13 protein-coding genes are annotated in these 11,482 nt (G+C 34.2%); 5 read left to right on the top strand and 8 right to left on the bottom strand.

Annotated elements, in window-relative coordinates; genetic code table 11:
• Position 1 precedes the first annotated feature (1 nt).
• Positions 2-1,444, bottom strand: coding sequence for a cytochrome c (locus ASC72_RS15930; RefSeq protein ID WP_056192743.1), 1,443 nt, complete (start codon positions 1,442-1,444; stop codon positions 2-4).
• A 367-nt stretch (positions 1,445-1,811) separates the two neighbouring features.
• Here ASC72_RS15930 and ASC72_RS15925 point away from each other — a divergent pair, with 367 nt between their 5' ends.
• The 4 genes from ASC72_RS15925 to ASC72_RS15910 all read left to right on the top strand — a co-directional run bounded on the left by ASC72_RS15925 (position 1,812) and on the right by ASC72_RS15910 (position 4,699).
• Positions 1,812-2,417, top strand: coding sequence for a Crp/Fnr family transcriptional regulator (locus ASC72_RS15925; protein WP_056192740.1), 606 nt, complete (start codon positions 1,812-1,814; stop codon positions 2,415-2,417).
• Positions 2,418-2,612: 195 nt separating this feature from the next.
• Positions 2,613-3,002, top strand: coding sequence for a nuclear transport factor 2 family protein (locus tag ASC72_RS15920; RefSeq protein ID WP_056192738.1), 390 nt, complete (start codon positions 2,613-2,615; stop codon positions 3,000-3,002).
• 150 nt (positions 3,003-3,152) lie between these two features.
• On the top strand, positions 3,153-3,905 hold the full coding sequence (locus tag ASC72_RS15915) for a carbonic anhydrase family protein (RefSeq protein ID WP_056192734.1): 753 nt from the start codon (positions 3,153-3,155) through the stop codon (positions 3,903-3,905).
• Positions 3,905-4,699, top strand: a complete 795-nt coding sequence (locus ASC72_RS15910; RefSeq protein WP_056192731.1) for a DUF2490 domain-containing protein — start codon at positions 3,905-3,907, stop codon at positions 4,697-4,699. Before ASC72_RS15915 ends, ASC72_RS15910 begins: the two co-directional genes overlap by 1 nt.
• A gap of 71 nt (positions 4,700-4,770) precedes the next feature.
• On the opposite strand, the gene ASC72_RS24280 is transcribed toward ASC72_RS15910, so the two are convergent.
• From ASC72_RS24280 to ASC72_RS15880, 6 genes are all read right to left on the bottom strand, one after another.
• On the bottom strand, positions 4,771-5,079 hold the full coding sequence (locus tag ASC72_RS24280) for a YHS domain-containing protein (protein WP_056192726.1): 309 nt from the start codon (positions 5,077-5,079) through the stop codon (positions 4,771-4,773).
• Positions 5,080-5,219: 140 nt separating this feature from the next.
• Positions 5,220-6,086 (bottom strand): helix-turn-helix domain-containing protein, encoded by an 867-nt coding sequence (locus tag ASC72_RS15900; RefSeq protein ID WP_056192724.1) that lies wholly within the window; start codon positions 6,084-6,086, stop codon positions 5,220-5,222.
• 35 nt (positions 6,087-6,121) lie between these two features.
• Positions 6,122-6,493: a hypothetical protein gene (locus tag ASC72_RS15895; protein WP_056192719.1), complete on the bottom strand. Its 372-nt coding sequence runs from the start codon at positions 6,491-6,493 to the stop codon at positions 6,122-6,124.
• A gap of 10 nt (positions 6,494-6,503) precedes the next feature.
• Positions 6,504-7,118, bottom strand: coding sequence for an SCO family protein (locus ASC72_RS15890; RefSeq protein WP_056192717.1), 615 nt, complete (start codon positions 7,116-7,118; stop codon positions 6,504-6,506).
• Between the two features lie 353 nt (positions 7,119-7,471).
• Entirely contained in the window at positions 7,472-7,849 is a 378-nt protein-coding gene (locus ASC72_RS15885; RefSeq protein ID WP_241775724.1) for a hypothetical protein, read from the bottom strand.
• Positions 7,850-7,998: 149 nt separating this feature from the next.
• On the bottom strand, positions 7,999-8,577 hold the full coding sequence (locus ASC72_RS15880) for a Crp/Fnr family transcriptional regulator (RefSeq protein ID WP_056192713.1): 579 nt from the start codon (positions 8,575-8,577) through the stop codon (positions 7,999-8,001).
• A 233-nt stretch (positions 8,578-8,810) separates the two neighbouring features.
• On the opposite strand from ASC72_RS15880, the gene ASC72_RS15875 reads away from it, so the two are divergent.
• Complete coding sequence (locus tag ASC72_RS15875) at positions 8,811-9,938, top strand: polysaccharide lyase family 1 protein (protein ID WP_056192709.1); 1,128 nt, start codon at positions 8,811-8,813, stop codon at positions 9,936-9,938.
• A gap of 736 nt (positions 9,939-10,674) precedes the next feature.
• Here the strand turns inward: ASC72_RS15875 and ASC72_RS15865 are convergent.
• Positions 10,675-10,935 (bottom strand): helix-turn-helix domain-containing protein, encoded by a 261-nt coding sequence (locus tag ASC72_RS15865; RefSeq protein ID WP_056192702.1) that lies wholly within the window; start codon positions 10,933-10,935, stop codon positions 10,675-10,677.
• Positions 10,936-11,482 lie beyond the last annotated feature (547 nt).

The following is an 11,482-nucleotide window of genomic DNA, read 5'->3' as shown; positions in this document are numbered from 1 at the left end:
ATTATTTTTTATTTGCTAAAACTGTCTGCGTGTTTTGCAGCTCGCTCACATGTACACCTTCAGATTGTGCTCCCTCCAGCACATCACCATTATCTTGAATGTTACGGATATAGGCTGCTAATGCTTCACTTTCTTCCTGGGTACCTGGAAAAGGAGGCATATAAGTACGTCCGTTGTGCATATTGGGTATGTAGGAGGCCATCGAATTAATATCCAAAGGCTTTCCAATTCCGTACATTCGCTCAAAAACATACACAACACTATTGACACCCTGCGTAGTATGGCAGCGGCTGCAGGCAATTGCAAAAACATTTCTGCCGGCTTCAATCTTATTTTCAGGAGTTATTTCGGTAACAGTCGTATAGGTGGCATTCTTCAAAAGCCCGAACTGCTGGTAAACAGGATAATCTTCCTCCAGTAATAAGTTAGAATACATATACCCTCCAATCACATAGGGCTTTCGGACAAATTCACGCACCCTTTCGAAAAAGCCCAGATATGCAAAAGCCATCAGTACAGGAAAAAGGACGATATAACTTTTAAGCCATTTGGCTTTGTACAAGCCCAGAATGGCCATGATTAAAGACGATGCTATTCCAAATAGTATAAAATACTTCATTAAATCATAGTACTTATTGAAATCCATTGTACCTACCGCAGTACTCATATTGGCCGTCATGGCCTCCGGAATGGCATTATAATAAATCACCGCGCCTAAAAGCGATATCGGAGCCCAGAGAATGATCCATTTTGAAACGTATTTCACAGCTTTGAGTCTTAAATCAGTCCCCTTTTTAAAGAACAAGGTAACCAGCAGCATTCCAAAACTACCCGCTACAAGCATGGCCGTAGGAGTCCTGAACAATAACTGCGGAAGATAAATTGGGTTGGTAAAACCGTTAAGCAGACTTTTGTGCGTATTCCAGTTACCGGGATCCATCATAAAGCTCAAAATCGAAACAATGATTGCCATTGTAATCCAGGAGAACAAACTCAGGAACCATCCAAAACGAATGTGCAATAATTTCGCCCTAAGGGATGTATTGCTGCTCTTCCATGTCAAAAAGTAAATCATGATCAAAATCACTTCGGTAACAAATACAAGCCATTCTATAAACCATGCCCAGTAAAAAACACGGATCAAACTTCCAATCGATGTGGGACTGACAAGGGCAACAGAGAACCATATTCCAACTCCTGTCATCGCTCCTAGCGTTGTTGTAATGATAAAAGCAACTTTCATCATATTATAAACCCTGTTGTCCCAGTCTAAATTGGTAATCTGCTCCCTGCCGCTGTTCTTTACCCCTTTCTGTTCAAGCCAGGTTATAAGAGGCATAAAACCAACAGCTAAACCATGATTAATCATTACGTGAATAATGGCTATGATAGCAATAAGCATTCTATTGTTGAGCCAGTCTAAATGAAAAATTGGAAAGTCCATAAATTATTCTGTTTTTATTGGGCAAATTTCGGTCACTAATCCAGAAACTGCTAAAAACAAAAAAGCAGGAAGTTTAAAAAAACGTTACTGCCAGATTTGTTAACAGCACTTTTTATACGGTATTTTATTCCGCTCAATTTAGTTTTTTACTCCCTAAGATTCGTTAAATACACCTTATTGTCAGATTTCTAAAGAACAGTTAAATTTAAATTCAAATATTTAAAATGTAATCACCTGAAAAACAATTACTTAATTAAAAAATAAAGGCTTCTAGCAAAAGTAACTTCTGTTTTGTGAACCATAATATTTAGTTAACATAAGATATTTAAATTCAGCTATTTTTGCATTTTTAAACCGGCATACTATAATGAGTGCAGAATCCCTCGATATTATACTTCAGCATTTTAACGATTTAATTCCCCTGAGTCAAAAGGAATCCAAACTTGTCTCTGAGAAGTTTCATTACCGCTTATACCGCAAAAACCAATATCTGCTTCAGGAAGGCGACATCTGCAAAAATTACCATTTCATCATTAAAGGATGTGCGCGCATGCACTGGGTTGATAAGGCAGGCAAAATTCATATACTTCAGTTTGCGGCTGAGAATAGCTGGATAACAGAAATAAATAGTTTTTACAACCTGGAATCTACCATAATAAATATTGATGCTTTGGAGTATACGGAAGTTTTACAGATAAGCCGAGACGATTTGATTTCTTTGTACAAGCTGGCTCCAAAATTTGATCGTATATTCAGAATACTTACTGAGATTAACCTCTCTAAATTACAGCAAAGGCATCTGCAGGCTATCAGTTGTTCGGCAGAGGAGCGCTATACTTCATTTTTAGAGATCTACCCTATGCTGCAAGGTCGTATCTCCCAAGTGCAGATCGCAGCCTTTCTGGGTATTACCCCTGAATTCTTATGCCGCCTGCGCAGCCGCAAAAGTAAAAGCAGACTGCAAGAATCTTAACCTAGGTCAATGTTTTTTCTTAAACCAGATCATTGGTGTTTCTTTTTGAATAGTAATAAATTTGTCCTTCAAAACTATGATAATACTTAGGCTAAAAAATACTGGCAGTTATTTATTAGAGAATTCTGAAACAATATTTAATTAATCAGGTATTATTATACAAACTTTAATTTATTAATTATAAATATAAAAATTATGACTCCAAAACAAGTAGTAGAATTGTATTCAGAAGCGTTAGGAACAGGAGATATCCCTAAAGCATTTTCTTTTTTTTCAGCAGATTCAAAATGGCATCAACCTGGAAATCATAAATTCTCCGGAACCAATAATCATCCTGGTGAAACTGGAGAAATGTTAACAGGCATGATGACTGAAACAAAAGGTACTTTTGTTATCAAACCTACCGGAGCATTAATGGCAAATGGCAGCTTGGTAGCTATGCCAGTGCATTTTACCGGAGAGAATAATGGCAGAACTATTGATATGACAGGTATCGATTTATTTGAGGTAATTAATGAAAAAATCACTCAGGTATGGCTTTTTTCTGACGACCAGATTAAGGAAGATGAATTTTGGGGCAAATAAAATATAGCTAGAATAAAATTTAAATTTAAGAGGCTGTTTCCAAGTAGGGAAACAACCTCTTTTCCTGTTTTATATAAGTATTCAAAAAATAATAAGCGGAAATGCCGAACACCGTTTTACAAAGTAGGCAGATTTAATTTAATAAAAAAGATGAATAATCAATTTAAATCAGTGGTAATGCTATTCGCAGCAGTACTTTTGGTTTCTTGCAACAACGGAACAAAAACAGAAAAGTCAAACTCAACTTCCACTAAAAAAGAAGATCAAAAACCTGCAATTTGTCATGTAATGACCAAGGAAGAACAAACCAGGCTTACCCCTGATGCCATTTTACAGGAATTTATAGAAGGAAATAAACGTTTTCAAAGCGGTACAACTACTGTGCGAGACCATAGTGAGCAAGCTAGAAGATCAGCACCAGGGCAGTTTCCAAAAGCAGTTGTGTTAAGTTGTGTAGACAGTCGTGTACCAGTCGAAGATGTATTTGACCAGGGTTTAGGTGATATTTTTGTGGGAAGAGTAGCAGGGAATTTTGTAAATGTCGACTTATTAGGCAGTATGGAATTTGCTTGTAAAGTGTCAGGTGCAAAATTAGTTTTAGTAATGGGGCATCAGCACTGCGGGGCTATAAAAGGCGCAATTGATGATGTAAAATTGGGCAATATTACAGCCATGCTTTCAAAAATAAAACCAGCTGTAGCAATGAGCCAGGATTTCATAGGTAAGAAAAGCTCTAAAAATGATGAATTTGTAAAACACGTTTCGGAAAACAATGTGCGTTATGCTATTGCGCAAATCCGTGATAAAAGCCCTATTCTTAAAGAGATGGAAGACAAAGGAGAGATAAAAATTGTTGGCGTATTTTATAATTTAACAGATGGAAGTCTTGAATTTATAAAATAATGAGCATTAAAAATTATTTACTAACAATCTTTTTTTTGCTTGGAATGTTACAATCAACATTCGGGCAAAACAATCGTATTAATACAAACAACACGATTGGATGGTATAATTTTTTTGGAACATTCAAAATCTCAGAAAAATTTGCAATACATACCGAATACCAATGGCGCAGAAATGAAATGATTACCCAGTGGCAGCAAAGTTTATTAAGGGTTGGGGTAAACTATAACTTAAATTCAAGGGTATTATTCCGCGTTGGTTATGGCTGGATCGAAACTTATCCATATGGAGAAATTCCTCTAAATGGGATGGGAAGAGATTTTACAGAACATCGAATTTTTGAAATGGTTCAGCTAAATCATAAAGAGGGAATTGTTGATTTCTCCCATAGATTTATGCTAGAACAAAGATTTGTAGGCCGTTACAGTTCAATTAATGAGCCAACAGAAGACGAATTTCCGTTATTAAACAGAATTCGATATATGATAAGAGTTCAAGTGCCTTTAAAAGGAAATGAGATAAAAGACAAAACACCCTATTTGGCTTTCTATGACGAAATTTTTATTGGATTTGGAAAAAATGTAAATATGAACGTTTTTGATCAAAACAGAATTGGAATTTTATTAGGCTACAGGTTCAATAAAAATATACGAATTGAAGGAGGCTACCTCAATCAAACCGTTCAGCTGGGAAGACAAATAAACGGACAAAATGTTTTTCAAAACAATAATGGAGTCATATTGAATACCAATTTAAATTTTGACCTGACTAAAACAAATAAAACCATTGAATAGAACTTATTAAGAATCGCATAAAAAAAGCTAAAAAGTGTTACTTTTTAGCTTTTTTTTTATTTCCTTTAGAATTACTTCCGGCTTTTTGCCAGGTATTCATCCGGCTTTTTCATAAAATCTTCTTTGCATACTGTTGAACAAAAACCGTATAATTTCCCTTTGTAGGTAACTGTATCACTAATGCCATACTTGCTGACATCCATGTTACAGCTAAAGTCCAAGCTGCTGGCATAGGTTAATTTATTAAGCGGGTTTTTAGGATCTTTATACACGGTTTCAGATTCCATGGTATGGGGATGATCATGTGGGTGTGCTTTTTTCTCTTTTTTATTACAGCTTAACACAGCGGTAATGGTAACAATTAAAAGGATTTTTTTCATAATATTTAGTTGTGACGGTTATTTTATTAGTGCGGAATTATAGTCATAAGCAAGCGGTTTTTGTACAAATTGAGCTGATACTGATAAACACAGCAACAGCATAACTATTAAAATCTTTTTGTTTAACATGTTTTTTATTTTTATTGATTAGATAATCTGCGGAACTGTTCTGGTGTTTTACTTGTTTGTCTTTTAAAAAAAGTAACAAAGTAAGACGCGTTTTCAAAACCCAGCTGATCGGCAATTTCATTTATAGAATAATTGGTAAAATGAATGAGCCTTTGCGCTTCTATCACAATACGTTTTCGTATCAGATCACCCGCTGTATAATTGGTAACTTCCTTACATATCTTGTTGAGATAATTTGGCGTCACGTTAAGCAGATCCGCATAGGCGGCAGGCATTTTTTTAAGTTTAAAATCCTTTTCAATGAGTTTCTCGAATTCTTTTATCTTTTGCTGTTTCGGGGAATTGCTTACTACAAATCCCAAAGGATCATAAAGACGCTCTAAATCGAAAAGTAAAATATTGAGATAGGATCGAAGAACTTTTACCGATTCTCTTCGATGAAGCCTGAACTCCTTAAAAAATATTTCAAGCAGATACATCCACTTGTTCTTCTCCTCTTCGCTTAGTCTTATAAATACTTTTGAAGTATCATGAAGAAAGGAAAATTGGTCTAAAATGTTATTGTTATAACGCAGGGAGAAAAAATCTTCCGTGAAGCAGATTATTTTCCCCTTTGCTTTGCTATTGATGTCTATACTGCTGATACAGCGCGGCTTTATGACGATAACCTTGGCATTATCCATTCGGATTTTCTGATTGTCAATACTAATTTCTCCTTCTGCATCATCAATAAAGAGAAGCATAAAGAAATCCTGTCGGTGAGGATATTCGAGCTGCGGAAAACGCTGCAGGAGGTTCATTAGATTATCCATCCAAAAATGACTGTTATCATCTGAGAATAAACCCAGACTATGGACTGGTATTTCTGATAGTTGCATTTTTTTGATTTTATGATTAATACTAAACGAGAGTATTAACCGAATCTGGGAGGATGATAAATCAAAAAAATAAAATCAGACTTTTGACTGTCAGCCTTTAGCACCGGATATTTCTTTTTGGGCACAAAGTGTATCACTCTGAATGGAAAACCGATAGGGCTTTCAAAAAAAAGCTGTACTTCTTTATACGTTACAGTTGGAAATTTTTGTTCCTGCTTATCATTTGCTTTTAATTTATTATCCAGATAGCATTTTCCATTACAAATTGGAATAGCATCAAACCTGTTGATACAGACATTCTTGGCAATATAATCGCGATTGATGTAAAAATCACCAATAATCCAGATACTGCCTGCATTTTGAAATACAAGCAGCATGAGAATAAATAAAGTGATACATTTTTTCATCAGTGAACTATTATTTGGCTGCACTTTCTTCTAAAAGATTTTTCACATCTTCAATCAGCCTTGCAGTTTCCTTTGGATTAGTGCCATCATAAACCCCGCGAACATGTCTGTCTTTATCTATGAGCAGAAATCCGCCGCTATGCACAAAACCTCCCGGCTCATTTTTATCCGGATATGCCGTTGCAAAGTAGCTCTGGGTTGCAATTTTATAGATACTATCCCTGTTTCCCGTAACAAAATGCCAGTTCTTTTTTATACCGTTATCCACCGTATATGCCTTAAGGCGCGGTATAGTATCATGATCCGGATCTATGGTGTGAGAAAGAAACAATACCTCATTGTTGGTTTTGTAAACATCGTACACTTTTTTAAGTTGTGTATTCATTTTCGGGCAGATAGAAGGACATGAAAGAAAAATAAAATCGGCTATATAAATTTTCCCGTCAAAGGTATTGTTGGTTATCTTCAGGCTGTCCTGATTGGTAAACGAAAAGTCTTTAATACAAGGGTACTCTGTTTCATTTCCTTTTACTATTGGATTTCCTAAAACAGGAAGTTTCTCCTGAGCTTTCTCACATGATATTACAAGTAGAGAATACAAAAGAATCAAAACTATTTTTTTCATATTTTTTAATTTCTAATTATTTAATCCAGCAGATTATTCTATAAACTACTGACTTTTTTTGAATGTATAATTTCAATGAAGATTGATCAATAAAGTTCTATCGATATTCAAGTAAGAACATTACCAACCGTATGACAAACAGCCTTAAATTAAGCTGTTGTCATGCCTTGATGCGGGTAAGTAACTTTGGAAAGCTATTGCCAAAAACTTTTAAATTTCCAATTTAATCCTTGGCTCTTAATAAGAACAAATGAATGCGGAAAAATTAATTTAGTTCATAGCAATAGTCATTTTGTCAAGTTGCGAAAGGCAATGACAAATTTTTCTTAATGAATTTGAAAAGAAATTTAGATTTATAAAATAGCGGCGGGCGGGCGAAAAGTAGTAGAGGAAATTCGAACCGGTTTGCTGTTTAAAAAAGCAAAAACCTTTTGCTGGCCTTCTACAAGAGGGATAAGAGTAAAGGTTACTTCAGAGCTAATGCAGATATAGACAATCTCTAATTTTTCTTTAAGGCTGTCCTGCATTTGTTTTTCGTTATCAGAATATTTCTTTAGGCTTTTCTGCAGTTCACATCGCCCATTACAAGAGTTAAAAATCTGTTTACGCTGTATACAAATTGTTCTGGCAATTTCCTGCTGATTCAATTTAAATGAAGCATACACAAACATGCTTCCCAGAGAGGGAAGAAAAATCAGACCACAAAGTACTATGATAATATACTTTTTCAAGAATGTTTATTTGCCTAGAAATGCAAAATTACATTAATTTTGTTTTTCTTCTGAAGAAACTACTTGTTTTATTAAACAAAAAGAACATCCCTACTTTATTGCAGCCATTTAGAACATTTAAAGTGAAACAAATCTGAATCGGTACCCATTTATTGTGTAGATTCTTTCTTAATCTTCGATAAAAATTCATGGGAAACTCCAAGATATGAAGATAAATTTCTGCTACTGATCACTTTCATTTTATGCTGGTATCTTTCTATAAATTCGAGATATCTTTGCTTAGAGGTTTTAGTTAAAACATCCAAAAGCCTTTGCTGGAGTGCAAAATTAACTTTTTCGATCATTATAATATGAAACTCAACTAGCTTGGGTACTAGCTCTAATAATAGCATTTTATTTACTTCATTAAAAATGACTATTTCGCTCTCCTCAATGGCTTTAACATTGTAAGTATTCAACTTTTGATAATAAAAACTTTCATGATCACAGATCCATTCATTTTCAAATGAAAAGAAAATAATGACTTCTTTTCCCTTTTCACTCAGAATATAAGTTTTAAAAGCTCCTTTTAGAATAAATAAGCTATGAGAACATTTTGAACCCTGAACTTGTAAAAGTTCGTTTTTCTTTAATTTAATAATTTCGCCTTTCTCTGCTATGCATTTCCATTCGTAATCTGTTAGGTTAATTTTATCTTCAATATCTAATCTAAGGGCAGGCTTGTACATGTATTTTTACTTTTATTCTTACTTGGGGCGCAAATATTTAAATGAATTAATAATCGATGTAGTCGATTGCGCAAAAGTATTTTTTTTTCGAACTGTTTTTGTGGCTTAACAATTATTTAAAGAAGACTTATTATTGGATTTTTTTTTTAAATGTTGAATAAGTTCAACATTTAAAGAAATAATTAGTCACAGATTTGCACTATTAAATATTTATAAACCCCAAATTTAAATTTATGAAAATTAAATCAACAATCTCGGTGTTCCTACTAACACTGGCATTCGGTTTTACAGCATGTAACACTGAAGAAATTGCTAAACCTCAAAATGGCCAAAGCAGTATTTTAGCAACGACTACGACTGCTACAGGAAGTGGTCTTACAGCCAAAGAGGGTAACTGCGATGATGTTCCGGGATGGGCATCGCAAAACGGTGGAACAACCGGAGGAGGAACTGCAGAAGAAACTGTAGTAACTGATTATGCTCAATTGAAAGCAGCACTTCAAAATGCCGCAGTAAAAGTGATTAAAGTATCAGGTACTATTACAATTCCTGCTGTTACCGGAGGAAGACTCTCGTTTAAAGACCAAACAGGAAAAACTTTGTATGGTGAAAGTGGAGCGAAATTGGTATCAACTGATCAAACAAAAGCCAATTCAGGGATTATGAACATTTCTCGTTGCAAAAACATCATCATTAGAAATCTTATTTTTGAAGGACCAGGCGCTTATGATACAGATGGTTGGGACAATGCCGTACTTGACGATTGTCAAAACGTATGGATTGATCATTGTGAGTTCAGAGACGGTGTAGATGGTAATTTAGATTTTAAAAACAAATCAGATTTTATTACCGTGTCTTATACTAAATTTCAGTACTTAAAAGCACCAAAAGCTGGTGGACCAGGCGGATCGAACGATCACCGTTTTTCTAACCTGATTGGTTCCAGCGACACACAAACTACTGATAGAGGTAAATTGAGTATTACATTTGCAAGATGTTGGTGGGGTAATGGCTGCAAGCAAAGACTGCCAAGAGTTCGTTTTGGTAAAGTAGACATCGTTAATAGCTATTTTAATTGTGAAGGAAACGATGTATGTGTTGCCGCTGGTTTTGAAGCTAATATTCGTATAGAAGAAAGCGTTTTTGAAAATGTAAACACACCTATCGACTTATCTACAACTTTTACCGCTGTTAGTTCTATCCATAATGCTTTTCTTAATACTAAGGGAAATATAGAAGGGAAAAATACAGCTTTTACACCTCCATATACAATGTTAACATTAAATAATGCCGAAGTTAAAGCAGATATTACTAGTAGAGCTGGTGCTACCTTTAGCGGCAATATTTGCGGTTCTTTTTAATAAAAAATGTCTTTCTATAAATTTTAAATCAATTATTTGAAACTATGTAAGGCAATACAGAATGTGAACTAGTTTTTTTAGTTAACCACGGATTACAACAATTTAAAGATTGGGTAATTCGTGGTTTTTTATTTTATGGAGTGGATACTTTTTTTGGCACAAAAGTTAAGGCGTTCAAGTTGCTTATTAGTTCAATTGTCCATGTTCTGATTCTATGGCAAAATCGTGGCACATAGTATTTGGAGTGGATACCTTTTCTGCCACAAAAAGTTAAGGCACTTTTTAAAGATATTTAACTCGTCTAAGTTTTGTGGCAGAATCGTGGCGCATGTAGTTTTTTAAAAATAGAAATACAGCAAAATAAAGCTCTAGAGAGTTTAGGTTCGAAACTTTTAGATACCATCAATTTTCTGAGTGCACCTATAGGTGCACCCTTTTTTGGGACGTTTGTAGAGTCCCGAAAACCAAACACTTACAAGATGGGTTCTGGATGATACTGCTCCTTAATAATTCTCTTAAAGAATTTTTTTTTTTTAGCAAATGTAAATAACAAAGCTATTTATTTAGATAAAAAAACAGCTATTAAAATTTCTAACAAATCTATAATTTAGCCTCGGCTAAAACTTAGATACATTTAATATTACCTCTAGAAATAATTGGAGTTTCTATCATAAAGGTAAAAATAGTTATAATTATAAACCGTTTTTTGCACAATAAACAAGATACTTTTAGCATCTTATTTATGAATATCAATTTTTTTTAAATCGAAATCAAAATCAAGTAATTCTTTAGGATGTATACCAAGGCCCGTTGCGATACTTACGATTGTTTCAAGAGTTGGGTTCCCAGTACCAATTTCATATTTATGATAATTACTAGAATCAAACTTTGTTGTACTATCTACTTTACTAAGAGTTTTTAATTTCTCCGCTCTAATCTTTTTTAAGTTTTCGCCAAAGGCTTTCTTATAAGCTTTCAAACGTTCTTCTTTAGCCATATTACATTAATTTGAAAGACGAATATTTGATTTTTATTAAAAATATTTATGGTGATATATCACCATAAATATTTTTTTTCATATATTTGTAACAATTCAATTAAAAATGAATTAATATATTTGCGATTCTTCATATAAAAATATTTGAAGCATTCGCTTTGAATCTCGGATAGAAAACTGGTAATTTTCATTGGAACGAGATGATAAGTGGTTTGCTCACGACCATGGCGTGGGCTCACTTGTTGTTCCAGGGTTATACCAGTACCTCTATTCGACATGTTGAGATTCTGCGCCATTTTTTTATATTTTCTAGCAAATCTACAGCTCCATTCTTAGCACCAAATCTTCACTGTTTTTTTTTAGGCTTGCAATAACTTTAATTGATTTAATCAACAAAAATCTATGCCTATGATTTGACAAAAGTGGTAGTCGATACCATAAAAACATTCACTTTTACGCATAAAAAATGGCCCTCTACTCGTCTCGCAAACTAGCATAGAGGACCTTAGCTAATAAAACTAACGTTTCACTTAACCAATCCAATATT

Source organism: Flavobacterium sp. Root420 (assembly GCF_001427905.1).
Taxonomy (GTDB): domain Bacteria; phylum Bacteroidota; class Bacteroidia; order Flavobacteriales; family Flavobacteriaceae; genus Flavobacterium.
The sequence above is the reverse complement of the archived record's forward strand: the minus strand, read 5'-3'. Positions and strand labels throughout refer to the sequence as shown.

Excerpts from the sequence above, each read along its gene's own strand:
- ASC72_RS15930 (WP_056192743.1), bottom strand. The coding sequence starts at position 1,444 with ATGGACTTTCCAATTTTTCATTTAGACTGGCTCAACAATAGAATGCTT.
- ASC72_RS15925 (WP_056192740.1), top strand. The coding sequence starts at position 1,812 with ATGAGTGCAGAATCCCTCGATATTATACTTCAGCATTTTAACGATTTA.
- ASC72_RS15920 (WP_056192738.1), top strand. The coding sequence starts at position 2,613 with ATGACTCCAAAACAAGTAGTAGAATTGTATTCAGAAGCGTTAGGAACA.
- ASC72_RS15915 (WP_056192734.1), top strand. The coding sequence starts at position 3,153 with ATGAATAATCAATTTAAATCAGTGGTAATGCTATTCGCAGCAGTACTT.
- ASC72_RS15910 (WP_056192731.1), top strand. The coding sequence starts at position 3,905 with ATGAGCATTAAAAATTATTTACTAACAATCTTTTTTTTGCTTGGAATG.
- ASC72_RS24280 (WP_056192726.1), bottom strand. The coding sequence starts at position 5,079 with ATGAAAAAAATCCTTTTAATTGTTACCATTACCGCTGTGTTAAGCTGT.
- ASC72_RS15900 (WP_056192724.1), bottom strand. The coding sequence starts at position 6,086 with ATGCAACTATCAGAAATACCAGTCCATAGTCTGGGTTTATTCTCAGAT.
- ASC72_RS15895 (WP_056192719.1), bottom strand. The coding sequence starts at position 6,493 with ATGAAAAAATGTATCACTTTATTTATTCTCATGCTGCTTGTATTTCAA.
- ASC72_RS15890 (WP_056192717.1), bottom strand. The coding sequence starts at position 7,118 with ATGAAAAAAATAGTTTTGATTCTTTTGTATTCTCTACTTGTAATATCA.
- ASC72_RS15880 (WP_056192713.1), bottom strand. The coding sequence starts at position 8,577 with ATGTACAAGCCTGCCCTTAGATTAGATATTGAAGATAAAATTAACCTA.
- ASC72_RS15875 (WP_056192709.1), top strand. The coding sequence starts at position 8,811 with ATGAAAATTAAATCAACAATCTCGGTGTTCCTACTAACACTGGCATTC.
- ASC72_RS15865 (WP_056192702.1), bottom strand. The coding sequence starts at position 10,935 with ATGGCTAAAGAAGAACGTTTGAAAGCTTATAAGAAAGCCTTTGGCGAA.